Source organism: Collimonas silvisoli (assembly GCF_018305005.1).
Lineage (GTDB): Bacteria > Pseudomonadota > Gammaproteobacteria > Burkholderiales > Burkholderiaceae_D > Collimonas > Collimonas silvisoli.
In genome coordinates this window covers 1-26523 of the sequence record NZ_JAGQEG010000081.1, presented here as the reverse complement: position 1 = coordinate 26523, position 26523 = coordinate 1, and the positions used below count along the sequence as shown (strand labels likewise).

Here is a 26523-nt window from a genome sequence, read left to right as displayed (position 1 = left end):
CAAACCAGGTGCGCTACCGGGCTGCGCTACACTCCGAGAAGCAAGATAATAAACAGTATTCCGATTTTTGTCAAATTTTTATACAGGAAAATTTTGAAATTTTGCTGCAAAAACCAACCCAATAACGGTACCGCCAAAAGCTTATCTGCTGAAAAACTTGAGAGACGGATTAGACCAGAATTTAGAAAAATATGCGAGAGAAAATCGCATGTTTCTATAAAAATTTTACTCTTATTTTTCGTCTGCTTAAAACATCAGCAAACCTGCGAGAAAAATCGTTGAGACGCAATGCAAATCGCCGCGTCAGAATTATTTATGAAATTTATAAATTCAATCAGTCCTGTCGCAACGTTAATTGCGCGCGCTGAAAACTCGCTTTAAAACGACTGCCTTTGCCAAGTTCGGAAGTAATTTCAAGATGGCCGCGATGACGCAGCAAAACATGTTTCACAATCGCCAGACCGAGGCCGGTTCCTTGCGTGGCGCGTGAGCGGGTTTTATCGACCCGGTAGAAACGCTCGGTAAGCCGGCTCAGATGCTCGGCTGCGATGCCGATGCCATCGTCAACCACGGTCAAGCTTGCATGGTCGTTTTCCATGCGCCAGCTGACATCGATACGACCGCCGTCGGGGGTATACCGGACGGCGTTCGAGAGCAGATTGGCAAACGCACTTTCCAGCTCGTCGTGATTGCCCTTCAGGTCGATTTCCTGGGCCTGCAAAGTGATGCTGTGCTTGCCGCCGGAAAGCGCTCTGACCTCCTCCACTATGCGGCTCAGCAGCGGCTTGATGCGCACCGTGTCGCTGGACGGCGGCTGCATCAGAGATTCCAGCCTGGTCAGGGTCAGCATGTCGGCCACCAGCCTTTGCATACGCTGCCCCTGCTCTGCCATCAGATGCAGTTGGCGCTGCCGGGTCTGCTCGCTCATCTCGCTGCTCAACGCATGCTCAAGAAAACCGTTGATCACTGTCAGCGGGGTGCGTAGCTCATGCGACGCATTGGCGATGAAATCGCGCCGCATGGTATCCATTTTTTCGCTTTGCGTGACATCGTGGGTGACCAGAATCTGGCGCCGGCTCTCGAATGAAATCAGCTGCACCAGAATTTTCCTGTCGTGATGCATGAAGGGCAGCGGTTGCTCGAAGCGGCCTAGCAGCATGTAGTCGACGAAATCGGGAGAACGTATCAGGTTGGTCAGCAAACGCCCCTCGTCCCGCTTCAGATCCAGGCCCAGATGCGCTTGCGCAGCGGGATTGCACCATTCCAGATGCATCACGCCGTCGACGATCACCACGCCGTCCGGCAGCAAGCTCATGGCTTGCCGGAAACGCGCCAGCCATTCTGCCATCTCAGTACGCGAGCGTTCGTCTTCCAGCCGGATGTCTTCCAGTGCGGAAAATGCATGCGCCCATAAGCCCCAGGTATGCGGTCGCCGGCCGCCAACCGGCGCATCCATCCAGAGCTCGATTTGATACAGCGACCACATCTGCAGAAACAACAAGCCTGCCAACGACAAACTAAAGAACAACAGGCCGACGATGGCGCCGGCAATGACAGCGATCGCCACCGCAACCAGCGATAGCAAACCACACCAGAGCAACGCCGGCACCCAGAATTTGCGTGCGCTGCGGGTGCTCGCTACTGGTCTTGTCACGCTGCCGGCTCGGCGTTGAGTTTATAGCCGACGCCGCGCACCGTCTTGACGTAATCGGCGGCGAGGCCAAGCGATTTACGCAGGCGCATGATGTGGACATCGACCGTGCGTTCTTCGATGAAAGTATGATCGCCCCAGACTTTATCCAATAATTGCGCGCGCGAAAAAATCCGGTCCGGATGCGCCACCAGGAAGCGCAGCAATTTGAATTCGGCTTGATCCAGTTCGATTTCCCGGCTATCGACGGTGACCTGATAGCGATCGGTATCGATCTGAATCAAGCCGTGGCTGAGCAGGCTTTGTCCGAGCTCCGGTATCTTGCGCCGTAACAGCGCTTGAATCCGTGCAATCAGTTCCTTCGGCGAAAATGGTTTGGTGACATAGTCGTCGGCGCCGGCATTGAGCCCGCGGACCTTGTCCTCGTCCATCCCCTTGGCCGTCAGCATGATGACCGGCAAGGTAGCGCTGCGCGGCTGGCTGCGCCACTCCTGCAGCAACGCCAGGCCTGAAGTATCGGGCAGCATCCAGTCCAGCAGCACGGCCTTGGGCAACACACTGACGATCGCTTGCCGCGCCTCGCTGGCGCTATACGCAATCTCGCAGGAAAACCCGGCGTCATCGAGCGTAAATCTCAATAGCTCAGCGATGCCGGGCTCATCTTCGACAATCAAAATGTGGGTTTGATATTTCGACATCGGGAGTTAGCTCTATTCAGTAGAAGTCGATAATCAGGAAGTCACTTTATCGGCAATCCGGCGCGCCAGCGCTTGCGCCAGATCGGCATTCTTGGCCTCGACCATGACACGGATCAGCGGCTCGGTGCCGGAAGCCCGGATCAACACACGGCCGTTGTCGCCCAGCTCGCGTTCAACCGCTTCTTTCTCCGCCACCATCGCCGGATTTTTCTGCCAATCGAAACCCGCGCCCACCGTTATATTGATCAAGGTTTGCGGATACAGCGCGATATCGGCAGTCAGCTGCGCCAGGGTTTCACCATCGCGCTTCAATGCCGACAGGACTTGCAAGGCAGAGACGATACCGTCGCCGGTAGTATGCTTATCCAGGCAGAGCAGATGGCCTGAACCTTCGCCACCCAGGATCCAGCCGCGCTCTTTCATCACCTCCAGCACGTAGCGATCACCAACCTTGGCGCGCGCAAACTCGACGCCCATTTGGCGGAACGCCACTTCCAGCGCCATATTCGTCATCAGGGTGCCAACCGCGCCTTTTACCGGCCCGATCTTCATGCGGTCCTTGACCATCACGTACAGCAGCTCGTCGCCATTATAGATGCGGCCGCTGGCGTCCACCATCAGCAGGCGGTCGGCGTCGCCGTCCAATGCAATCCCGATATCTGCCCGATTGGAGCGCACTGCCAGCGACAGCGCATCCGGCGCGGTGGCGCCAAAGCCGGCGTTGATATTGAAACCGTTCGGCTGGTTACCGATAGAGATGACTTCGGCGCCCAGCTCATGGAATACGTACGGCGCAATATGATAGGCGGCGCCATGGGCGCTGTCGACCACGATGGTCAGCCCGCGCAAGTCAAGCTCGCTGGGGAAAGTGCTTTTGCAAAACTCGATGTAACGTCCGGGCGCGTCATCCAGGCGTCTTGCCTTGCCCAGCTTATCGGAGGCGACACACTCCATCGGTAATTCCAAGGCCGCCTCGATCGCGGTTTCCACCGCATCCGGCAATTTATTACCCTGCGCCGAAAAGAATTTGATGCCGTTATCTTCATAGGGATTATGCGATGCTGAAATCACCACCCCGGCCGACAAGCGCAAAGCCCGCGTCAGGTAGGCGATCGCCGGCGTAGGCATCGGGCCGGCCAGCATCACGTCAACTCCGGCCGCGGCAAAACCCGCCTCCAGCGCCGCTTCCAGCATATAGCCGGAAACCCGGGTATCTTTGCCTATCAATACGGTGGACCTGCCAGTGCCTGACTTCGCCTGCGCCAGCACCTTGCCGGCGGCATAGCCCAGTTTCATCACAAAATCCGGTGTGATCGGCGCCACGCCGACACGACCGCGCACACCATCGGTACCAAAATATTTTCTTGTCATCTCAGCCTTCATTCATATTCATTTCAATTACAACCGCATTGCTGCTTATATCCGCTGCGCCGCCTGCCACACCTTGAGCGCGTCTACCGTCTCGGCGACATCATGCACCCGGATTATCTTGGCTCCCTGGGAAACCGCGGCCAAAGCCGCTGCCAGGCTACCTGCGAGGCGCCGCTCCACCGGCTTGCCGGTCAGCTCTCCCAGCATGGTTTTACGGGACATTCCCGCCAGCAAAGGCAAATCCAGAGCGCTTTGCATATCTCCCATGCTTTGCAACAAGGCAACATTATGCGCCAAGGTCTTGCCAAAGCCAAAACCTGGATCGATGCTGATGCGATTTCGGGCTATCCCGGCCTGCTCCAGCGCACTTACCCGCTCCAGTAAAAAGGCAGTGACTTCGGCCACCACATCCTGGTATTCGGGCTTGATTTGCATGGTTTGCGGATCTGCCTGCATGTGCATGACACACAAGCCGCAATCGCTGTCGCGCACCGCCTCCAAAGCGCTAGGCGCGCGCAAGCCGTTGATGTCATTGATCAGGTCGACGCCGGCGGCTAGCGCTTCGCGCATCACAGCCGGCTTATAAGTATCAATCGAGAGCGGCTTGCCGCAATCGCGCAAGGCGTAAATGGCGGGCATGACCCGGTCCAGCTCTTCTTCCAGCGACAGCGCCGGACTGCCGGGCCGACTGGATTCGCCGCCGATGTCGATGATATCGACGCCATCGGCGATCATCTGCTCCGCATGCGACAAGGCAAATTCGAGCGACTGGAATTGTCCGCCATCGGAAAACGAATCGGGAGTGATGTTGAGTATCCCCATCACCAAAGGCCGCGCCTGCGGCGTGTTGACCGGCAGCCGGTAGCGGCCGCATTGAAAATAGGGTTGCATAGAGAGTTGGAGTAAATCTCGAAAACGCGAAGACAAACAAAAAGGGCGAGGATCGCTCCTCACCCTTGCTGAAAATTTCACAAGCTGCGCTAGGGCCAGCTGACCCGATCAGGCCGGCGCCGTAGCATTCGGCGAAACACCGCCGGACGAACTATCGCTAGGCGCTTTCCGGACTGAGCTGCCGGCTTTCGGCAGGCGTGGCTCCAGGCCTTCCATGATGTCGTTGATCTGATCGGCGTCGATGGTTTCCCAATCCAGCAGGGCCTTGGTCATCGCTTCAACCTTTTCCTTGTTTTCCTCTAACAGACGGCGCGACAAGGCATATTGCTGGTCGAGAATGCTGCGGATCTCGGCATCGACTTTTTGCTGGGTCGCTTCCGACACGGTCTTGGCCGACATACGGCCGAAATACGCATCCTGCTCGGTATCTTCATAGACCATGGTGCCCAGGGTCTCGGACATGCCATAGCGCGTAACCATCGCCCGTGCCAGCTTGGTGGCGCGCTCGAAGTCGTTCGAAGCGCCGGTCGACATCTGGTGCATGAAAATCTCTTCTGAAATACGGCCGCCGAACAGGATGGCGATCTCTTCCAGCATCTTGTCCTTGTACATATTGACGCGGTCATGCTCCGGCAATTGCCAGGTCAAGCCAAGTGCGAAACCACGCGGCATGATGGTGACCTTATGCACCGGATCGGCTTTCGGCAGCAGCTTTGCCACCACCGCATGGCCGGACTCGTGATACGCGGTATTGCGGCGCTCTTCCTCGCGCATCACTGCCGATTTGCGTTCAGGGCCCATGACGATCTTGTCCTTGGCATCCTCGAAATCCTGCATCTCGACCAGACGCTTGGAGCGGCGAGCGGCGAACAAGGCAGCCTCATTGACCAGATTGGCCAGGTCGGCGCCTGAGAAGCCAGGCGTACCGCGCGCCAGGATGTCGGCCTTGACGTCGGTGGAAATCGGCACCTTGCGCATGTGCACATTCAAAATCTGTTCGCGGCCGCGGATATCCGGCAAGCCGACCACCACCTGGCGGTCAAACCGGCCCGGACGCAGCAAGGCTTTGTCCAGTACGTCGGAACGGTTGGTGGCTGCGATCACGATCACGCCGGAATTGGCTTCAAAACCGTCCATCTCAACCAGCATCTGGTTCAGCGTTTGTTCGCGTTCGTCATTGCCGCCGCCCATGCCGGCGCCGCGATGGCGGCCGACTGCATCGATTTCATCGATGAAGATGATGCAAGGAGCGTGCTTTTTGGCGTTTTCGAACATATCGCGTACCCGCGATGCGCCGACACCGACAAACATTTCAACAAAATCGGAACCGGAAATGGTGAAAAACGGTACTTTGGCTTCGCCTGCAATTGCGCGCGCCAGCAAGGTTTTACCGGTACCTGGAGGACCTACCATCAACACGCCATGGGGAATACGGCCGCCCAGCTTCTGGAACTTGGTCGGGTCGCGCAGGAAGTCGACCATCTCGGAAACTTCTTCCTTCGCTTCATCGCAACCGGCAACGTCGGCAAAAGTCACCGAATTGCTGTTTTCATCCAGCATGCGCGCCTTCGACTTGCCGAACGAGAACGCCCCGCCCTTGCCTCCGCCCTGCATTTGCCGCATGAAGAAAATCCAGACCCCGAGCAACAGAATCATCGGGAACCACGAGATGAAGATTTGTTGCAGGAACGATGGTTCTTCCGGTTGCTTGATGTCGAATTTGACATTGTTGTTGACCAGATCGCCGATCAGGCCGCGGTCCAGCGACGTAATGGCAGTCTTGACCTTCTTGCCGTCAGAAGTAGTGGCAACAATGCTGCGGTCTTCAATCGTCGCATCGGTGATATGGCCGGACCGTATTTCACTGATGAGGTCGGAATAGGCGATCGGCCCTGCGCCGCTAGCCAGTCCTCGCCCATCGAACTGCTTGAATACGGTGAAAAGCACCAGGGCGATGACCACCCAGATGGCGGCTTTTGAAAACATGTTGTTCACTAGAACTCCTTGGACGCGCTGCGCGCCTGACATAGGTACTGCTTCGAGGTATTCCTTAGATTTTACTCGGAATAGGTACGGCTTGCTAGGATGGATATGCGGCCGCACCCATGATAAATCAAGGAAAATTTGTGAATTACCGTGGATTCTTCAATATCTTTCCAAGCAAGAAGATTTCTGAAGACTTGTCGCGGCTGGCTTTCGGCTTCCTGGACGCTACGGTTTTGAATTCCTGGCGGAATTTCATCAGCACTTCATTGTAGCCGGTGCCGTTAAAGCATTTTGCCAACAGCGCGCCGGTGGGCTTCATATGCTGCTGCGCAAATTCAATTGCCAAATCGATAATTTCCTCAACCCGCGCCGCATCGGAGATGGCGATGCCGGACAGATTCGGGGCCATGTCAGACAATACCAGATCCACCTTGCGCCCATCCAGCAAGCGCTCCAGCTGGCGCAAGCTGTCCGCTTCACGGAAATCGCCCTGGATGAAATGGACATCGGCAATCGGCTCCATCGGCAAGATATCCAGGCCGATGATCATGCCGTGGATGCCCCCGCCATCCTGCCCTGCCAGTTTGTTGCGTGCATATTGCGACCAGCTGCCCGGAGTTGATCCAAGGTCGACAATAATCTGGCCAGGCTTGATCAGCTTGTCCATTTCGTCGATTTCTTTCAGCTTGTAAGCGGCCCGCGCCCGATAGCCTTCTTTCTGCGCCAGCTTCACGTAAGGATCGTTAATGTGGTCGTGCAGCCAGTTTTTGTTTAATTTCTTCTTTGCCATTCGCGTAGAATACCGTTTTTAAGGAATTTTTATGTTGAAACTTACATCCGCCGAGCGTAGCGAGCTCCGTTCCCAAGCCCACGGACTGGATCCGGTGGTCATGATCAGCGAAGATGGCTTAAAACCGTCCCTGATGAAAGAGATCGATGCCAGCCTGAACGCTCATGGACTGATTAAAGTGCGTGTATTCGGTGATGATCGCGAAGCACGGATTGCCATCTACGAAACCATTTGCGAAAAACTCGGTGCAGCGCCGGTACAGCACATCGGCAAATTGCTGGTCCTGTATCGCCCGCAAAAAGATGCCGCAAAAGAACGCAGCGAAACCCGCGGCAAGGGCATGCGTGAAGTAACCATCGTCAAACCAAGCCCTAGCGGCACCAAGCGGCCATCGGTGACCAAGGTCATGGTAAAAGGCAATGAACGCGTGACCCAGGGCGGCAATATCAAGCGCGCCAAACCGCGTCAGAAAAGCAGCAAGAAGTCAGCTCTAGGCCGTTAATGGCTGCCGCTTCGGCAACCACAACAACACAGCAACAGGCAAGGGGGCCGCATTTTTTTGCGGCGGCACCAAGATCCAGCCGGATCCGGCAGTGCCCTCCCCTGCGACAAGCCCTCACTGCAGTTTGCCTCTAGCGCAAACTGCGCAAGCGCAAAATCAGCCCGACTCCCAGCAAACTCTGAATCAGATAAATGCCACTGGCGACGCCGTGCAGAATGCCTAACTGCGTCTTGGCGCCCGCACCCATTACGCCGCCGCTAACCGCAGCCGCTTCGCGCAAGGCGGCCATGAACGGCTGGATGCAGAAATAACCGATCAAGGTGCAAGCCAGCATACCTAGCGTCAACCGCAGCAGGGACTTGCGCAACGGCGCCGCATCGTCACGGGTTCTATAGCTGAACAACATGGCAAGGGCAATCCCGCAGGCTACCGCCAGCCATGCCTCGATCCGGAACAGGCTGCCGGCGATGGTGCCGGCCAGCACGCGATCAGGCAAGGTGGCAAACAGAGCCGGTGCGACTAGATAACCAACCGTCCATAGACTACCCACCCACAGGGTGGCGATTAACAATCTGAGTCTTACTACGAGCATTGCCACTCCCGGTTTTCCGATCAAACTACCCCATGCGCCCCGGCCGCTTAGATGTAGCGGACTTCCCAAATTTCATATTCACGGATACCGGATGGCGCTTGCACGCCAACCACATCGCCGGCAGTCTTGCCGATCATCGCGCGCGCGATCGGCGAAGTCACGGAAACCTTGGACAGCTTGATGTCGGCTTCATCGGTACCGACGATTTGATAAGTTACCTTGTCGCCCGATTCCAGGTCTTCCAGATCGACCGTAGAGGCAAACACCACGCGCCCATCCGCATCCAGGGTTGCCGGATCAATAACCTGCGCGGCTCCCAGCTTCCCCTCCAGGTCGGCAATCCGACCTTCGACAAAACCTTGCCGCTCTTTCGCCGCATCATAATCCGCGTTTTCCGAAAGATCGCCATGTGCGCGTGCTTCTGCGATGGCCTTGATGACGGCTTGACGCTCTTTGGTTTTCAAATGATGTAATTCATCTTTCAACAATTGTGCGCCATGTTTAGTAAGAGGTACTGAGCTCATAGGGATGGTATTCAACAAATATTAAATGGGGGTTTATCACGCACGCAATAAAAGGTCACGGAGGTCAAAAACGTACCGAAAAAGGGTGCGCTTATGACCTCCGCAGGAACTTCTGTAGCTAAATTGTACGTTTCGGCGGCTTCCAGACAGCAATGCAGCCCGGAAGCGATTCAGGATGTGCCTAGGCGCATCCTGATCTGGCCTTAGTGTAAGGTTTTATGCAAGCCTTGTAAATCATAGACATGCAACTCATCCAGATGACGCATGCCCTCGACCGCCGCCTCTGCACCGGCAATCGTGGTATAGGTCGTGGCGCGCGCCGCCAGGGCCGAGATGCGGATCGCCCGCGAGTCGACAATCGCGCTGCGCTTTTCTTCGACCGTGTTGATCACCAATGAAATCTCATTGTTCTTGATCATGTCGACCACATGCGGACGCCCTTCAACCACCTTGTTGACGGTTTCCACCGGAATCCCGGCAGCGCTGATCGCCGCCGCCGTGCCCTTGGTCGCCACCACCGAGAAGCCGATAGCAACCAGATCCTTGGCCACCTGCACCGCGCGCGGCTTGTCACTGCCCTTGACGCTGAGGAACACCTTGCCCGACTTCGGCAGTTTGATGCCGGCGCCGAGTTGCGACTTGACGAAGGCTTCACCGAAAGTTTTGCCGACGCCCATCACTTCGCCGGTGGATTTCATTTCCGGTCCGAGAATGGTGTCGACGCCCGGGAATTTGACGAAGGGGAACACCGCTTCCTTGACGCTGAAATACTTCGGCACCACTTCTTCCTTGATGCCCTGGCTGTCGAGCGACTGGCCGACCATGCAGCGGGCGGCGATCTTGGCCAGTTGCAGACCGGTTGCCTTGGAGACGAATGGCACGGTGCGCGAGGCGCGCGGGTTGACTTCCAGCACAAACACGACGTCCTTGCCGTCGATTTGCTGAATCGCAAACTGCACGTTCATCAAACCAACCACGTTCAGCCCCTTGGCCATCAGTGCAGTCTGCCGTTTGATCTCGGCGATGGTTTCTTGCCCCAGCGAATAAGGCGGCAAGGAACAAGCCGAATCGCCCGAGTGCACGCCGGCCTGCTCGATATGTTCCATCACGCCGCCGATAAAGGTGCGCTCGCCATCGGACAGGCAGTCAACGTCGACTTCGATCGCATCGTTCAGGAAGCGATCCAGCAACACCGGCGAATCGTGCGAGACCTTGACCGCTTCGCGCATGTAGCGCTCCAGATCGCGCTGCTCGTGGACGATTTCCATGGCCCGGCCGCCCAGCACATACGATGGACGCACCACCAGCGGGTAGCCGATTTCCTGCGCCAGACGCAAGGCGTCTTCTTCGGTGCGGGCGGTACGGTTAGGTGGCTGGCGCAAATTCAGATCGTGCAGCAATTTCTGGAAACGCTCGCGGTCTTCAGCGGCGTCGATCATGTCCGGCGAGGTGCCGACGATAGGCACGCCGTTGGCTTCCAGGTCGAGCGCCAGCTTCAACGGCGTCTGACCGCCGTATTGCACGATCACGCCATACGGCTTTTCCTTGTCGACGATTTCCAGCACGTCTTCCAGGGTCACCGGTTCGAAATACAGGCGATCGGAAGTGTCGTAATCGGTCGATACGGTTTCCGGATTGCAGTTGACCATGATGGTCTCGTAGCCGTCTTCACGCATCGCCAGCGCCGCATGGACGCAGCAATAGTCGAATTCGATACCCTGGCCGATACGGTTAGGACCGCCGCCCAGCACCATGATCTTCTTCTTGTCGGTCGGCTTCGATTCGCACTCTTCCTCGTAGGTCGAGTACATGTAGGCGGTCTTGGTCGAAAATTCGCCGGCGCAAGTATCCACCCGCTTGTAGACCGGACGGATATTCAGGGCCAGGCGCTTGAGGCGCAGCGCGGTATCGGTAGTCTTCAGCAACTTGGCCAGGCGACGATCGCCAAAGCCCTTTTGCTTCAGGCGGAACAGCGTATCGCGATCGAGCCCTTCCAGCGTCTGGGTCTTTTCCAGCCACAATTCGATATCGACGATTTCCTTGATCTGCGACAGGAACCACGGATCGATGCGGGTCAGCTGATGCACTTCTTCCAGCGTGAAGCCTTGAGCGAAAGCATCGCCCACATACCAGATGCGGTCCGGTCCCGGCTCGCCCAATTCTTCTTCGATGACTTCGCGGTCCTGGGTCTTTTCGTTCATGCCGTCGACGCCGACTTCGAGGCCGCGCAAGGCTTTCTGGAACGATTCCTGGAAGGTGCGGCCGATCGCCATCACCTCGCCCACCGATTTCATCTGAGTCGTCAGGTGGTCGTCGGCGGTCGGAAATTTTTCAAACGCAAAACGCGGAATCTTGGTGACCACGTAATCGATCGAAGGCTCGAACGATGCTGGCGTGGCGCCGCCGGTAATTTCATTGCGCAACTCGTCCAGCGTAAAGCCCACCGCCAGTTTCGCCGCGATCTTGGCGATCGGGAAACCGGTAGCCTTGGAAGCCAGCGCGGAAGAACGCGATACACGAGGATTCATTTCGATCACGATCATGCGGCCATCGGCCGGATTGACCGAGAACTGCACGTTGGAGCCGCCGGTATCGACACCGATCTCGCGCAGTACCGCCAGCGAGGCGTTACGCATGATCTGGTATTCCTTGTCGGTCAAGGTCTGCGCCGGAGCCACGGTGATCGAGTCGCCGGTGTGAACACCCATCGGATCCAGATTTTCGATCGAGCAGACGATGATGCAGTTGTCCGCCTTGTCGCGCACCACTTCCATCTCGTACTCTTTCCAGCCGATCAGCGATTCCTCGATCAGCAGCTCCTTGGTCGGCGATGCTTCCAGGCCGCGCTTGCAGATGGTTTCGAATTCTTCAGCGTTGTAAGCAATGCCGCCACCGGTGCCGCCCATGGTGAACGATGGCCGGATGATGACCGGGAAGCCGAGTTCCTTCTGCACGCCCCAGGATTCATCCATGGTGTGGGCCACGCCGGAACGCGCCGAGCCGAGGCCGATCTTGGTCATCGCCGCCTTGAACTTGGAGCGGTCTTCAGCCTTGTCGATGGCTTCCGGCGAAGCGCCGATCAATTCGACGTTGTACTTGGTCAAGATGCCGTGATGATGCAAATCCAGCGCGCAATTGAGCGCGGTCTGGCCGCCCATGGTCGGCAGGATCGCGTCCGGCTTTTCCTTGGCGATGATGCGTTCCACCGCTTGCCAGGTAATCGGCTCGATGTAGGTGACATCGGCCATTTCCGGATCGGTCATGATGGTGGCCGGATTGCTGTTGACCAGGATGACTTTGTAGCCCTCTTCGCGCAGCGCCTTGCAGGCCTGTGCGCCGGAGTAGTCGAACTCGCAAGCCTGACCGATGATGATCGGGCCAGCGCCGATGATCAGAATATTTTTTATATCACTACGCTTAGGCATTTTTATTTTTCTCCAACATCGTTTGATTCATCAATTGAATAAAACGATCGAACAAGGGGGCAATGTCATGCGGGCCAGGCGATGCTTCCGGGTGGCCTTGGAAGCAGAATGCCGGCTTGTCGGTGCGGGCAAAACCCTGCAGCGAACCGTCGAACAAGGAAACGTGCGTCACGCGGCAATTGGCTGGCAGGGTTGCGCCGTCCACTGCAAAACCGTGGTTTTGCGAAGTGATCAGCACTTGCTTGCTATCCAGGTCTTGCACCGGATGGTTGGCGCCATGGTGGCCGAACTTCATCTTCAGCGTCTTGGCGCCGGAGGCCAGCGCCATGATCTGGTGGCCGAGGCAGATGCCGAAAGTCGGAATCGCGCGCTCGATCAATTCCTTGACGGCGGCAATCGCGTAATCGCAGGGCTCCGGATCGCCCGGACCGTTGGACAGGAAAATACCGTCCGGATTGAGCGCCAGCGCATCGGCAGCCGAAGCTTGCGCCGGCAGCACGGTGATCTTGCAACCGCGCTGCGCCAGCATGCGCAAGATGTTGAATTTGACGCCGTAGTCAAACGCCACCACATGATACTTAGGCGTGATCTGCTGGTCGTAGCCGCGGCCGAGACGCCATTCGGTTTCGCTCCAGCTGTAAGCTTTGGCAGTGGAAACCACCTTGGCCAGGTCCATGCCGGCCAGGCCGGGGAAACCGCGCGCCAGTTCCAGCGCCTTGGCGGTAGCCGCAGCGATATCCTTTTCACCGGCGACAATGGCGCCGCCCTGCGCGCCCTTTTCGCGCAAGATGCGCGTCAGCTTGCGCGTATCGATGCCGGCGATGGCAACGATATTGGATTCTTGCAGGTAGGTGTCCAGGGCTTTGGTGGAGCGGAAATTCGAGACCAGACGCGGCAGGTCGCGGATGATGAGGCCGGCAGCCTGGATTTTCGAAGATTCGATATCTTCTTCATTGACGCCGGTATTGCCGATATGCGGGTAAGTGAGGGTGACGATCTGACGGCAATAGCTTGGATCGGTGAGGATTTCCTGATAGCCGGTCATGGCGGTATTGAATACGACTTCGCCAGTCGTATGACCAGCAGCGCCAATTGAAATACCTTGGAAAATCGTCCCATCTGCTAGCGCGAGGATGGCCGGTACGGTGAGGCCAGAAAAAAATGGCTGCAAGGGGTAACTCCTGATGTTGTTACCGCCGCTGCGCTGCGCCAAACGACCGCTATGAAACCCCAAAACAGTGACGATTTGGCGACTTTACATGGTCTGCTTTTAGTCCTTTGGGGACGAGATGGAAGGTGGTATGCGCTACGGCGGAGTAAATTGGGCTAAACCCTGCAATTATAGCCGACAACGACCTGCCCGGCAATCTGATCGGACGCCAAAGCCGAGGGTTTTTGTATAAATAATCAGGAAAAATATGCGGCGATGATGCAATTGACAACAATACTGACAAACAGTGCAATCACCGCCAATATTGCGCCCCGCACTGCGAACAATATTGGTCAGCTTGTCAGTTCGGCATCGCGGACCGACAAGCCGGCTTCACTACCCGCCTGAAAAACACGGTTGCCGGCCAGCGCAGCCAACTAACCGCATTTCTTGGAATCCAGTTCAGGCGCCCAGGGCTGCAATACCAGCTTTGGCAATTTGCACATCCTCGCTCGATTTCACGCCGGAAACACCGACTGCACCAAGATAATCGCCGCCGACCACGATAGGTACGCCGCCCTCCAGCAAACCTTCCAGATTCGGCGCGGTGATAAAGGAGAAACGGCCATTGTTGATCATATCTTCATAGATCTTCGATTCGCGCTGACCCAATGCGGCAGTCTTGGCCTTGGCTGGCGCAATGCTGGCCGAAATCGGCGCACAGCCATCCATGCGCTGCAGCCACAGCAGGTGGCCGCCGTCGTCAACGATTGAAATTGTCACTGCCCAGCGGTTTTTCAGGGCCTCTGCCTCTGCCGCAGCAGCAATTTTCTTGACATCATCGAGTGTTAGCACTTGTTTCGATTTCATTTTTGCTCCTTGTGAAAATAACGGAATATTGTACTTTAGTGCCCCGCAATAGGCACCTGCATCACTTGCATTCCGGCCAGATTATTTCTGGCGCGATACTTGCTTTATAGAAATAAAAATGTAGGACCCTCTCGCGACATTTGGGATACGTCTTATTTTAATTAACATATTGGCATGATATAGTCTCTCCCTTGCGCCTGCCAGATTTGACAGGTACTTCTTATTCACTTACATTCGTGCGATCGTAATGTTCCAGAGCCCATCCATAACGATGACGATTAAAGAAGCCTTCCTCCTATTCCAGACATTGGCGCTCGCCTGCGCCCTGATCGCCAGCTTATGGCTGTGCACCCCCGCCCGCGCTTCTGATATCACCGATATCGACATGCGGCCACAACCCAGCAGCACCCGCAGCAAACTCCAGCAATTTACCGACCGGGCGTCGGACCTGGCTGTGAGCGCGATGGGCATGATAGGCATTCATTACAAATACGGCGGCACCAACCCGGAAAACGGCCTGGATTGCAGCGGCCTGGTGCGCTATGTTTTCAAGGATGCGTGGGGCGTCAACGTTCCGCGTACGGCTGCCGAATTGAGCCGCAGCGGCGAAAAAATCGACAAGCAGGATTTGAAGCCGGGCGACCTGGTGTTCTATAACACCCTGCGCCGCAGCTTCTCTCACGTCGGCATTTACCTGGGTGACAATAAATTCATCCACTCGCCATCCGCCGGCGGCAAAGTCCGCATCGAAAGCATGGATCTGGCTTACTGGAAATCGCGCTTTAACGGTGCGCGCCGTATCAATGATCCGGAACCCGATGACGGCAGCCATCAATAACCGACATCGCCAATAAATAGAAAGCCCCTGCCAGTCCGAGACTGCCAGGGGCTTTTTCCTGCAAAACCAATCCAGCCGCACGTCGCATCGCTAACGATAGATCCGCTTTGAGCTGCATTACTCTTCGCGCTTCTCCTTCAATCTCTTCTTGATACTCACCATCTGCGCCATTGCCGCCTGTTCACCGGCCAGGATCGCGGTATTGCGTGCGGCGAAGTCATTGCCCTTCATCGCCCCCAACTGCGGACGGATGACAATATCCGCATCTTTCAACTCATAGTTGTTGATGCTTTGGCCCATGATGGCAAAAGTCTGCAGCAATACATCGACCGAGCTAGACGCAGCTTGCGCCTCAGGCGAAGCGGAAATATTTACGGCAATCACGAAATCCGCCCCCATTTCGTGGGCAAACCGCACCGGCACCGGCGACACCAGGCCGCCATCGACATACAGATGGCCGCCGACATTCACCGACTGGAAAACTCCCGGCACCGCCGAAGAAGCGCGCACGGCGACACCGGTGTTGCCGCGCCGGAACAGGATAGGTGCACCGCTATTCAAATCGGTGGCAACCGCGCCAAACGGGATTTTCAACTGTTCAATCGGCACGTTGCGGATGGTCTTGTTGACGTAATTCTGGATTGCCTCGCCTTTCAGCACGCCGCTGACCTTGGCAAAAAACGGCACCGACCAGTCCGAGATAGCGGCCTCGTCCATTTGCAGCGCGATCTTCTGTAACGCAAAGCCGTTATTGCCGGCCGCATACAGTGCGCCGACCACACTACCGGCGCTGGTGCCGACCACGATGTCCGGCACTATCCCCTGCGACTCCAGCGCCTTGATCACGCCGATATGGGCAAAACCGCGGGCAGCGCCGCCGCCCAACGCCAGGCCGATCTTGATCGGCTTGGGCGCCGCTTTCGGAACTACCGCAGGGACCACCGCCACCGGCGGCGCAAGCGGGTTGCCGCCGCAAGCGGCCAGCAAAACGCATAAAACAAGACTAGAACAAGACCGCAGGCGAGAAAAAGACAGGGAAAAGGACATAACAATGGGGGAAAAGCCTAGCAAGACAAAGGAGAAGCGCTTTCATTGTCAATCGTCAACAATGAACGCGGCCGGCGACAAGGTGCCGCCGCAGAATTGTAGCCGATGTTGAGAACTCCGACCGGCTCCGGCGGCTCTCAGTCTTTCGCTGCGGCAATGATTGAAGTCGCCGGTAATTTGACCGTGAACACGCTGCCCTCGCCAGGCTTGGACTCGACCCCCAAAGTACCGCGATGGCGCAGCAATACGTGCTTGACGATCGCCAGCCCGAGGCCGGTGCCCTGGGTTTCCCGCGAACGGCTTTTATCGACGCGATAAAAACGCTCGGTCAGCCGCGAGATATGCTCGGCGCTGATGCCGATGCCGGAATCCTTGACCACCAGCTGCGGCCCGGCCTTGCCGTTTTGCCAGATGATCTGGATCTTGCCGCCGGCCGGCGTATACCGCACCGCGTTGGAAATCAGGTTACTGAAAGCGCTGCGCAACTCGTCATTGCTGCCGTTGATATCAGGCCCGTCAACCGCCAGAGAAAAACTATGCTTTCCGGCCGACAAGACTTCCGCTTCCAGTAACAGGTTGTGCAACATGGCTCGCATATCCACCGGTTCGGGGCGCAAGGGGTAATCCACCGATTCCAGCCGCGTCAACGTCAGCATGTCGCCGATCAGGTTTTGCATGCGATGGCCCTGCTCCGTCATCAGCTGCAAATGGGCGGCGCGGGTTTTCTGGTCGAGATCGGGCTGTGCCTGCGCAATCTCCAGAAAACCGTTGATCACGGTCAGCGGCGTGCGTAATTCATGCGAGGCGTTGGCGATGAAATCGCGCCGCATCATGTCGATTCGTTCGGATTCTGTGGCGTCGTGGGTCACCAGGATCTGGCGCCGGTTCTCAAACGGAATGATTTGCACGATCAGTTTGCGCTCGCGCAAGCTCAAGGTCAGCGGCTGATCGTAACGGCCCAGAATGATGTAATCGATGAAATCCGGGGTGCGGATCAGATTGGTCACCCGCATACCCTTGTCGCGCCCGTGCTGCAGGCCGAGATGCCGTTCGGCGGCCGGGTTGCACCACTCCAGGAACAGGACGTCATCCATGATGACGACGCCGTCGGGCAATAAATGCATGGCCTGGCGAAAACGCGCCAGCCATTCGCTCAGCTCGGTCTGATGCTTTTCATCGTCGCGCCGCAAACGATACAGGCGCGAAAAAATATCGGTCCAGGCGCCCCAGCCGTCCGGCAGCTTTTCGCTGCGCGGATTATCCAGCCAGCCGCTGAGGCGGAACAGATAATGCAGTTGCACCACCACCGCAACCGACATCAAGGCCAACCCCAGCGACAACCCGGGCACGGCGCCAAACAAGGTCCAGATCACGCCGGAGATGACAAAAATCAGCAGGATCCGCAGCAATGCCGGTATCCAGAACAACATCTGTGGATTCATAAATCACTATTTTGCGAGGGAGGCATCATTCACGACTGCGAACCTGGGCGACTGGTTCGCGCTCGACATCCAGTCATATATTTTGCGCTATTTTGCCGAAAGCATATAACCGACGCTGCGCACTGTCCGAATCAGATGTTCCGACTCGCGCAGGGCCTTGCGCAAGCGCAGCACGTGGACATCCACGGTACGCTCTTCGATCACCACATGGTCGCCCCAGACCTTGTCCAGCAATTGGCTGCGCGAGAAAACCCGGTCTGGATTGGCCATGAAGAATTTCAACAAACGATATTCAGCATGGCCGATATCGATTTTCTGGTTTTCCAGGCACACCGAACAACTGGCGGGGTCGAGCGAGACCGCGCCGGCCGACATCATGCCGGGCACTTCATCGGCGCCCTTGCGCCGCAACAAGGCTTTGACCCGCGAAGTCAGTTCACGCGGCGAAAACGGCTTGGTCATGTAATCGTCGGCGCCATTGTCGAGACCGGAGATCTTGTCCTCTTCCATGCTTTTCGCAGTCAGCATCATGATCAGCATGGATTGCAACTGACGATCGGCGCGCATTTGCGACAGCAGGCGCAAACCGCTCTGGTCCGGCAGCATCCAATCCAGCAGCACCAGGTGCGGCGTGCGGCGCTGGACGAATTCCCAGCCGTCTGCCGCGGTATGCACGATCGACGGCGTCCAGCCGGCTTCCTTGATGGTGAAACCGATCAGCTCGGCAATCGCCGGCTCATCTTCGATGATCAGGATGGATGTTTTATCGGCAGCCATTTTTTATCAGCATCAGGTCAGATGTCGTCATCGAGCTGGCTGGCGGCGTAATCGGTATGACGGATATCCTTGCCCTCGACGATGTAGATCACGTACTCGGCAATGTTTTTTGCGTGATCGCCGATGCGCTCGACCGCCTTGGCCACCCACAAGGTATCCATGGACGCCGAAATCGTGCGCGGATCTTCCATCATGAAAGTAATCAGGTTACGCATGATCGAGCGGAAGTCGCGATCGATCACCTCGTCCTGCGCAATCAGCCTTGTGGCTTGCTTCTCGTCCAGCCGCGCCAGCGCATCCAGCGCATCGTGCAGCAGGTCAGCCGCGCCGACGGCGATAACGCGCACCGTTTCGATGTGATCGATAGTGCCGGTGCCGCGCTTGTGCAGATGGATCGCAGTGCGCGCGATTTTTGCTGCTTCGTCGCCGATTCGCTCCAGATCGGTAATCACCTTGATGGTCGCCATCACGGTGCGCAAATCGTTGGCGGTCGGCTGGCGGCGCACGATCAAGTGGCTGCAGGCGTCATCCAGCTCGACTTCCAGGCGGTTCACCTGATCGTCATCCTTGATGACTCGTTCCGCCGCTTCCAGGTTGCCGTTGCGGAAAACGTTGATCGCTTCCTGGAACTGGCGCTCGACCAGCCCGCCCATGAGCAACACTTTGGAACGTATGGTTTCCAGATCGGTGTCGTATTGTTTCGAAGAGTGTTCGCCGCTCATCCTATTTCCTTCTGTTCTTTGCGATTCATGTCAGGTTAACTATTTGAGTCGCTTCGCGGTCAACCAAAACGGCCGGTGATGTAATCCTGCGTTTCCTTGCGCGCCGGATTCATGAAAATCTGATCGGTCTCGCCGAATTCCACCAGCTCGCCCAGATACATATAGGCGGTGTAATCGGAGCAGCGCGCCGCCTGTTGCATATTGTGGGTGACGATGGCGATGGTGTAATCCTGCTTCAGTTCGCTGATCAATTCTTCCACCTTTGCGGTTGAAATCGGATCCAGCGCTGAGGTCGGCTCATCCAGCAGCAAGACATCGGGGCGCACCGCCACGCTGCGCGCTATGCACAGACGCTGTTGCTGCCCGCCGGACAGGCTCAGCCCGCTCTTGTTCAGCTTGTCCTTGACTTCGCCCCACAAGGCCGCCTTCGACAAGGCCCATTCGACGCGCTCGTCCATCTCGCCCTTAGGCAGGTTTTCGTACAGACGGATGCCAAAAGCGATGTTGTCGTAGATCGACATCGGAAACGGCGTCGGCTTCTGGAACACCATGCCAACCTTGGCGCGCAGCATGTTCAAATCTTGCCCAGCTTCCAGGATATTGCGGCCGGCATACATGATCTTGCCTTCTGCGCGCTGGCCTGGGTACAGGTCGTACATCCGGTTCAGGGTGCGCAGCAAGGTCGATTTACCGCAACCCGACGGGCCGATAAATGCAGTCACTTTCTTTTCATTGACATGCAGATTGATATTCTTCAAGCCCTGGAAATTGCCGTAGAAGAAATTCAGCTGCGAGATTTCTATGGTCGGCTGCTTGGTCTGCTGCTCACTGAAATGATTCAATTTGGTCGAGGTTTGCATAATATTGACAATCTAAGTGAAGACAAGAGGGCCGACTTAGCCTGGAATTTTTTGACTGAACAATGAACGCGATACGATATTCAAAGCCAGCACACTGAAAGTAATCAACAACGCTCCGCCCCACGCCAACGGCACCCAGTTATCAAACGGACTCATCGCAAACTGGCTGATAACCACCGGCAGATTCGCAATCGGCTTGTTCATATTGGTGCTGAAAAACTGGTTATTCAAGGCGGTGAACAACAAGGGCGCGGTTTCCCCGGCAATCCGCGCCACCGCCAGCAATACGCCAGTGACCACGCCGGCCTTGACCGCACGCAGACGCACCAGCAAGGCAACTTTCCAACGCGGCGCACCCAGGGCAAACGCCGCTTCGCGCAGGTTGCCTGGCACCAGTTTCAACATATTGTCGGTAGTCCGCACCACCACCGGCACTGCAATCAGGGACAGGGCAAAGGTACCGGCCCAACCGGAGAAATGGCCAACCTTGGCTACGTAGATGGCGTAGACAAACAAGCCGATCACAATCGATGGCGCCGACAGCATGATGTCGGTGACAAACCGCGTCACCTGCGCCAGCTTGCTTTCCTCGCCATACTCAGCCAGATAGATACCGGCCAGGATGCCGACCGGGGTGCTGATCACGGTCGCCAGGCCCACCAGCATCAGGCTGCCGATAATCGGATTCAACAGACCGCCGGCGCCGGAGCCAGGGGCTGGCGTGTTTTGCATCAGGATGCCGAGATTCAACGCGCCAAAGCCCTTGATCACCAAGGTAGCCAGGATCCATGCCAGCACCATCAAACCCAAGGCCATCGCCAGGAAAGACAGCAGCATGCCGAAACGATGCATCAGCAGACGTTTGCGATAGACCTGGTTAGTCAGCGGGCTGGCCAGGATATCCGTTTCGATTTGCGAAGAATTATTCATTTGGCGCCTTCCTTGCGGGACATGCCCATCAACATGATTTTGGCGATCGACAAGACGATAAAGGTAATCACGAACAGGATCAGGCCCAGTGCGAACAAGGCGGATACGTGCAGTGTGCTGGAAGCCTCGGCGATTTCATTGGCCAGCGTCGACGCGATACTGTTGCCGGAGGCGAATAGCGACCAGGACAGCCGCTGCGCGTTGCCGATCACGAAAGTCACCGCCATGGTCTCGCCCAAAGCGCGTCCGAGGCCCAGCATGACGCCGCCGACAACGCCGGTTTTAGCATACGGCAGCACCACCTTGCGCACCACTTCCCAACGGGTGCAACCCAAGCCGTAAGCAGACTCTTTCAGCACCGCAGGGACAACTTCAAACACGTCGCGCATGACGGAGGAAATAAACGGAATAATCATCACCGCCAGAATCAGACCGGCAGTCAGCAAACCTATACCCATTTTAGGGCCGTTGAACAGGGCGCCGATCAGCGGCAGGTGGCCAAGCGTGGCGGACAGGAACGGCTGGCCGTATTCGGCAAACAGCGGTGCAAAGACAAACAGCCCCCACATCCCGTAAATAATACTTGGTACGCCGGCCAGCAACTCCACCGCAGTACCCAGCGGGCGGCGCAATTTTGGCGGGCAGATCTCAGTCAGGAACAAGGCAATCCCGAAACTCACCGGAAACGCGATCACCAGCGCGATGAACGAGGTCACCAGGGTGCCGACGATGGCGATCATGGCGCCGTAATGGTCGTTGACCGGGTCCCACTCGACGGTGGTAATGAAGGATAGCCCAAACTCGCGGAATACCGGCCAGGCGCCGATCGCCAGGCAAACGATAATGCCGAGCAAGACCAGCAGCACGATCAGCGAAAACAGCAGCGTGACTTTGTGAAACAGGAAATCCTGGATGCGTTGCTTACGCATCGCGGCGAGAAGGCTCTGATGCGATAAACCCGCCTCTTCAGCGCCGATTGCCTGGGGTGAGATCGATTGTGCCATGACAGGAATATTTGCACTCATGAGTAGCGATATCCGATGAAGAATAAGATGCGGCGGCGAAGTTTTCAACTGCCGGCCGGGCTTGATCTGGAGATATTTCGCGTGGAGACTTGGTCATTCAACCAGGCAGGCAGTTCTCGCTATTCCCGAGCAACTGCCGCCATGCATATCTATAACGCTACAACGGTTAATACTCGCTATGCGGACCTGAACCTGTCAAGTCCGCATCAAGTTACGACAATTACCAGACGGCTTTACCAGCGTTATCCTTGATCTGGGATTTCCACGACTCTTCCACCAGCTTCACCACCGATGCAGGAATCGCGACATAGTCCAGTTCGGTAGCAGAGGCGCCGCCGTTCTTGTAGGCCCAATCAAAGAACTTCAGCACTTCCTTGCCCTTGGCTGCATCAGCCTGGGTTTTGTGGATCAGGATGAAAGAAGCGCTGGTGATAGGCCAGCTGGTCTTGCCGGCGGCGTCGGTGAAATCCACTGCGAAACCTGGAGTTTTAGCCCAGTCGGCGCCAGCTGCAGCTGCCTTGAAAGTTTCGTCGTCCGGTTGCACAAAACCACCGTCGCGATTTTTCAGCTGAGTATGTTGCAGCTTGTTTTTCTTGGCGTAAGCATACTCGACATAGCCGATCGAACCCTTGATCTTCTGGACGTTGGCAGCAACGCCTTCGTTACCCTTGCCGCCGACACCGACCGGCCACTTGACGGCAGTGCCTGCGCCGACGCCGCTCTTGAACGCCGGGCTAGTCTTCGACAAATAGCTGGTGAAGACAAATGAAGTGCCCGAACCATCAGCGCGATACACCACGGTGATGTCGTCAGCCGGCAATTTCACGCCTGGATTGAGCGCAGTGATTTCAGCTGCATTCCACTTGGTGATCTTGCCCAGATAGATATCGGCCAGCACCGGACCGGTCAATTTGACCTGGCCTGGGGCAACACCGTCCAGATTCACGACCGGCACCACGCCACCCATGATTGCAGGGAACTGCGCCAGGTTATCGGCGTTCAAGTCTTCAGCTTTCAAGGGCATGTCGGACGCGCCGAAATCCACGGTTTTGGCTTTGATTTGCTTGATGCCGCCGCCGGAGCCGATCGATTGGTAGTTCAGGCTGTTGCCGGTTGCTGTTTTGTAGGCTTCAGCCCATTTCGAATAGATCGGATAAGGAAAAGAAGCGCCGGCGCCGGTGATTTCCGCTGCCATGACTGAAGAAACCGCCAATGTCGAACCCATTGCAAGAACGGCGGCCTTAACGAAGTGATTCAATCGCATTTATTACTCCCTTGTTGACTATAGATGTGGTGTGCCCAAGTCGAGACTGTTGTGGAATTCACCTTTGGGCAAAAAGGCTAATTTCACAACAGCCCCTAAGACAGGGCGAACTCTAACCAACATTTATGACAGCTTTATGACGAGGAAAGAATGAATGAGAATGACGGTTGAATTATTAATAAATCAATGAACCAAGGCGCTATTGCGGCGGACCGTTTTCCCAGCAATCCGCCCAACGGCGCAGTATGAGGATATTGAATGACGTGCAACACTTCCATTTTCTTCATCAAGCTGTCATATTCACTACATACACTCCGCCCAACCCATCAGACCAGCTGCTTGATTCATGGATAAGAAAACCAAGTCGGACGATGACACCAAACACCCCAGCGCCAGATTAGGCCCCAATCCAAGCTATCTGAATCGCGAATTATCGCAACTGGCCTTCAACCGGCGCGTCATGGCCCAGGCCGAGGACCGGCACATCCCGCTACTGGAGCGATTGCGATATTTATGCATCGTGAGCAATAACCTTGACGAATTTTTTGAAGTGCGCATCGCCAGTTTGCTGGCAAATAGTCAAATTGACGGGGTAGAGCCGCCGGCACTGGTCGCAGCGCTTGAGCGCACCAGCGTAGAGTGCCATCAGATCGTCGATCGCCAGTACGCCATCCTGAACCAGACCATTTTGCCGCAGCTGGCAGCCAACGGCATTCATCTGCTACGGCATAGCGACCGCAGCGAAGAACAGCGGGCCTGGGTAAAAACCTTCTTCGATCAGGAAATCCGCCCCCTGTTGACCCCTATAGGGCTGGATCCGGCCCACCCCTTCCCCCAAGTAGTCAACAAGAGCCTCAATTTCATTGTCGAAATGACCGGCAAGGATGCGTTCGGGCGCAGCACCTCGATCGCCATCATCAAGGCGCCACGCGTATTGCCTCGTGTGATCAAGCTGCCTGATGCGCTGTCGCCGAACGGCAGCTCGTTCTGCCTGCTGTCGTCGATTATCCATGCCCATATCGGCGATCTTTTTTCCGGCCGCCAGATATTGGCTTATTCGCAATTCCGGGTCACCCGCAACAGCGATCTGTGGGTTGATGAAGAAGAAGTCAAGAACTTGCGCCAGGCGCTGCAAAGCGAGTTGCAAAGCCGCCAGTTCGGGGTTGCGGTCAGGCTGGAAGTGGCGCGCAGCTGCCCGCCGCACCTGGCCCAGTTTCTGCTCGACCAGTTCGCCATCGCCCCCAACCGCCTGTACACAGTCGATGGGCCAGTCAATATGGTGCGCTTGTCGGAAATGATCGATCAGATCAGCGATCCCGGCTTGCGCTTTCCGTCATTTGCGCCCGGCTTGCCGGCGCAGCTGCAGTTGGACAACGCCAGCGATATTTTCGAGCAGTTGAAACAGAAAGATGTGCTGCTGCATCACCCCTTCCAGTCGTTCCAGCCGGTGGTCGATTTTGTCCGCTCTGCTGCGTTTGACAACGACGTGGTAGCGATCAAGCAAACCATCTATCGCACCGGCATGAACTCCGACCTGATGGAAGCACTGATTGTCGCCGCGCAACGCGGTAAAGAAGTGACGGTGATCGTGGAACTGATGGCGCGCTTTGATGAAGAAGCCAATATCAACTGGGCCGACAAGCTGGAGCGCGCCGGCGCACAAGTGGTCTATGGCGTCGTCGGCCTCAAAACCCATGCCAAGCTGTCGCTGGTGATCCGCCGTGAGCGCGACAAGGACGGCAACGGCGAGCTGCGCTATTACGCCCATCTCGGCACCGGCAACTACCACCCCTCCACCACCAAGCTCTACACCGACTTTGGCCTGCTCACCTCGAACCAGAAACTGGCCACCGAGGTCAACGAAGTCTTCATGCATCTGACCAGCTTGACCAAGCCCAAGAAAATGGATTATCTGTGGCTGGCGCCGTTCCTGTTGCAAAAGGAAATCATCCGGGCCATCCACAATGAAGCCGAGATCGCCCGCAAAGGCCGGCCGGCGCGCATCGTCGCCAAGATGAACGCGCTGCTGGACGAATCCGTCATCCGCGCTCTGTACGACGCTTCTGCCGACGGCGTCAAGATCGAATTGATCGTGCGCGGCGCTTGCGCTCTCAGGCCCGGCGTTCCCGGCCTGTCCGAGAACATTCATGTGCGCTCCATCATCGGCCGCTTCCTGGAACATAGCCGCATCTATTATTTCCGCAACAATCTGCAGCACGATGTCTATCTGGCCAGCGCCGACTGGATGAACCGCAACCTGTTCCGGCGGGTCGAAGTAGCCTTCCCGGTACAAGACAAATCGCTCAAGAGAAGAGTCATCAACGAAGGCCTCACTCCCTACCTGAAAGATAATACCAATGCTTGGAACCTCGGGTCTGACGGCAACTGGCATAAAAACAAGCCTCATCGGAGACAAAAGCAATACGGTGCGCAACGGCATTTGATGCTGGCTTTAGGCGCGCTTTCCCCCACGCACTCCTCAAATAAATGAGTAAGGGTAAATCATGGAATTAATTCTATGGCGGCACGCGGAGGCAGAAATCGGCGAACCGGACCAGGGCCGCGCCCTGACCGGCAAGGGCCATAAGCAAGCCTGGAAAATGGCTGACTGGCTAGACCACAACCTGCCGCATGGCTGCAAGATCATCAGCAGCCCGGCCACCCGCACGGTGCAGACGGCGGAAGCGCTCGGCCGCAAATTCAAGACCCATCCCGAGCTTGCTCCCGATTGCAGCGCCGAGCAATTGCTGGCGGTGGCCAACTGGCCCAACAACCGCGAACCGGTGCTGATCATCGGCCATCAGCCGACACTGGGCCAGGCCGCAGCATTGCTGATAGCGGGCCAGAAGCTGGATTGGTCGATCAAAAAAGGCAATGTCTGGTGGATTGCCCAGCGCGAACGCGGCGATATCACGACCAATTACCTGAAGGCGATCATGTCGCCGGACTTGATCGCCAAATAAAGGCTTGCCGGTTGCGCGCCGCTGCAAGATTAAAATTCAATAATAGTCAAAACAAGACAAAACCAGGCATTTCTTATATTCCGACACGACGACAATCGTGAAATCAGATCAAGGAAGATGGCGGCAAAATCACGCTGCCGGACGCCACAAAAGAAACCATCAAGGCGCTGCCAGCCTTTACCTACCCTGCCAAACGTGGCTAACG

The 26523-nt window shown here is 56.6% G+C and carries 23 protein-coding genes; 4 read left to right on the top strand and 19 right to left on the bottom strand.

The genetic code is table 11. From position 1 onward, the window contains the following. Positions 1–334 precede the first annotated feature (334 nt). The 6 genes from phoR (KHU33_RS19485) to KHU33_RS19460 all read right to left on the bottom strand — a co-directional run bounded on the left by phoR (KHU33_RS19485) (position 335) and on the right by KHU33_RS19460 (position 7387). Positions 335–1654: a phosphate regulon sensor histidine kinase PhoR gene (phoR, locus tag KHU33_RS19485; RefSeq protein WP_211465952.1), complete on the bottom strand. Its 1320-nt coding sequence runs from the start codon at positions 1652–1654 to the stop codon at positions 335–337. Beyond that, positions 1651–2349 carry a winged helix-turn-helix domain-containing protein gene (locus tag KHU33_RS19480; protein ID WP_211465950.1) on the bottom strand — a complete coding sequence of 233 codons (699 nt, stop codon included), beginning with the start codon at positions 2347–2349 and terminating at the stop codon, positions 1651–1653. Before KHU33_RS19480 ends, phoR (KHU33_RS19485) begins: the two co-directional genes overlap by 4 nt. Positions 2350–2382: 33 nt before the next feature. Further along, positions 2383–3720, bottom strand: coding sequence for a phosphoglucosamine mutase (gene glmM, locus KHU33_RS19475; RefSeq protein ID WP_211465948.1), 1338 nt, complete (start codon positions 3718–3720; stop codon positions 2383–2385). Between the two features lie 45 nt (positions 3721–3765). After that, on the bottom strand, positions 3766–4611 hold the full coding sequence (gene folP / locus KHU33_RS19470; protein ID WP_211465946.1) for a dihydropteroate synthase: 846 nt from the start codon (positions 4609–4611) through the stop codon (positions 3766–3768). Between the two features lie 108 nt (positions 4612–4719). Then, entirely contained in the window at positions 4720–6606 is a 1887-nt protein-coding gene (gene ftsH, locus KHU33_RS19465) for an ATP-dependent zinc metalloprotease FtsH (RefSeq protein ID WP_329956088.1), read from the bottom strand. A gap of 136 nt (positions 6607–6742) precedes the next feature. Next, complete coding sequence (locus KHU33_RS19460; RefSeq protein WP_211465944.1) at positions 6743–7387, bottom strand: RlmE family RNA methyltransferase; 645 nt, start codon at positions 7385–7387, stop codon at positions 6743–6745. A gap of 31 nt (positions 7388–7418) precedes the next feature. Between KHU33_RS19460 and KHU33_RS19455 the strand changes: the two genes are divergently transcribed. Beyond that, on the top strand, positions 7419–7889 hold the full coding sequence (locus KHU33_RS19455; RefSeq protein WP_211465942.1) for a YhbY family RNA-binding protein: 471 nt from the start codon (positions 7419–7421) through the stop codon (positions 7887–7889). A 130-nt stretch (positions 7890–8019) separates the two neighbouring features. Here KHU33_RS19455 and KHU33_RS19450 read toward each other — a convergent pair whose 3' ends face one another. The 5 genes from KHU33_RS19450 to KHU33_RS19430 all read right to left on the bottom strand — a co-directional run bounded on the left by KHU33_RS19450 (position 8020) and on the right by KHU33_RS19430 (position 14450). Then, on the bottom strand, positions 8020–8481 hold the full coding sequence (locus KHU33_RS19450) for a DUF4149 domain-containing protein (RefSeq protein ID WP_211465939.1): 462 nt from the start codon (positions 8479–8481) through the stop codon (positions 8020–8022). Positions 8482–8528: 47 nt separating this feature from the next. Beyond that, positions 8529–9005, bottom strand: coding sequence for a transcription elongation factor GreA (gene greA / locus KHU33_RS19445; RefSeq protein WP_211465938.1), 477 nt, complete (start codon positions 9003–9005; stop codon positions 8529–8531). Positions 9006–9208: 203 nt separating this feature from the next. After that, on the bottom strand, positions 9209–12430 hold the full coding sequence (gene carB / locus KHU33_RS19440) for a carbamoyl-phosphate synthase large subunit (protein WP_211465936.1): 3222 nt from the start codon (positions 12428–12430) through the stop codon (positions 9209–9211). Beyond that, on the bottom strand, positions 12423–13601 hold the full coding sequence (gene carA / locus KHU33_RS19435; RefSeq protein WP_211465934.1) for a glutamine-hydrolyzing carbamoyl-phosphate synthase small subunit: 1179 nt from the start codon (positions 13599–13601) through the stop codon (positions 12423–12425). Before carA ends, carB begins: the two co-directional genes overlap by 8 nt. 441 nt (positions 13602–14042) lie before the next feature. Further along, positions 14043–14450: a GlcG/HbpS family heme-binding protein gene (locus tag KHU33_RS19430; RefSeq protein ID WP_211465932.1), complete on the bottom strand. Its 408-nt coding sequence runs from the start codon at positions 14448–14450 to the stop codon at positions 14043–14045. A gap of 271 nt (positions 14451–14721) precedes the next feature. On the opposite strand from KHU33_RS19430, the gene KHU33_RS19425 reads away from it, so the two are divergent. Further along, a complete protein-coding gene (locus KHU33_RS19425; protein ID WP_211465930.1) occupies positions 14722–15288 on the top strand; it encodes a C40 family peptidase in 567 nt (188 codons plus the stop codon). A gap of 117 nt (positions 15289–15405) precedes the next feature. Here KHU33_RS19425 and KHU33_RS19420 read toward each other — a convergent pair whose 3' ends face one another. The 8 genes from KHU33_RS19420 to pstS form a co-directional block, all read right to left on the bottom strand. Next, entirely contained in the window at positions 15406–16335 is a 930-nt protein-coding gene (locus KHU33_RS19420) for a patatin-like phospholipase family protein (protein ID WP_211465928.1), read from the bottom strand. 137 nt (positions 16336–16472) lie between these two features. Beyond that, positions 16473–17777 (bottom strand): phosphate regulon sensor histidine kinase PhoR, encoded by a 1305-nt coding sequence (phoR, locus tag KHU33_RS19415; RefSeq protein WP_211465926.1) that lies wholly within the window; start codon positions 17775–17777, stop codon positions 16473–16475. Between the two features lie 87 nt (positions 17778–17864). Further along, positions 17865–18554 carry a winged helix-turn-helix domain-containing protein gene (locus KHU33_RS19410; protein WP_014006488.1) on the bottom strand — a complete coding sequence of 230 codons (690 nt, stop codon included), beginning with the start codon at positions 18552–18554 and terminating at the stop codon, positions 17865–17867. Positions 18555–18571: 17 nt separating this feature from the next. Continuing rightward, complete coding sequence (gene phoU / locus KHU33_RS19405) at positions 18572–19276, bottom strand: phosphate signaling complex protein PhoU (RefSeq protein WP_211465924.1); 705 nt, start codon at positions 19274–19276, stop codon at positions 18572–18574. 59 nt (positions 19277–19335) lie between these two features. Then, on the bottom strand, positions 19336–20136 hold the full coding sequence (gene pstB, locus KHU33_RS19400; protein ID WP_211465922.1) for a phosphate ABC transporter ATP-binding protein PstB: 801 nt from the start codon (positions 20134–20136) through the stop codon (positions 19336–19338). A gap of 36 nt (positions 20137–20172) precedes the next feature. After that, positions 20173–21066, bottom strand: coding sequence for a phosphate ABC transporter permease PstA (gene pstA / locus KHU33_RS19395; protein WP_211465920.1), 894 nt, complete (start codon positions 21064–21066; stop codon positions 20173–20175). Next, positions 21063–22070: a phosphate ABC transporter permease subunit PstC gene (gene pstC, locus KHU33_RS19390; protein ID WP_230414406.1), complete on the bottom strand. Its 1008-nt coding sequence runs from the start codon at positions 22068–22070 to the stop codon at positions 21063–21065. The genes pstA and pstC overlap by 4 nt, the downstream gene beginning before the upstream one ends. 241 nt (positions 22071–22311) lie before the next feature. Further along, positions 22312–23355: a phosphate ABC transporter substrate-binding protein PstS gene (gene pstS, locus KHU33_RS19385; RefSeq protein ID WP_211465917.1), complete on the bottom strand. Its 1044-nt coding sequence runs from the start codon at positions 23353–23355 to the stop codon at positions 22312–22314. 346 nt (positions 23356–23701) lie between these two features. Between pstS and ppk1 the strand changes: the two genes are divergently transcribed. Further along, positions 23702–25846: a polyphosphate kinase 1 gene (gene ppk1, locus KHU33_RS19380; RefSeq protein WP_211465913.1), complete on the top strand. Its 2145-nt coding sequence runs from the start codon at positions 23702–23704 to the stop codon at positions 25844–25846. Positions 25847–25859: 13 nt separating this feature from the next. Next, positions 25860–26318: a SixA phosphatase family protein gene (locus KHU33_RS19375; protein ID WP_211465910.1), complete on the top strand. Its 459-nt coding sequence runs from the start codon at positions 25860–25862 to the stop codon at positions 26316–26318. Positions 26319–26523: the final 205 nt, after the last annotated feature.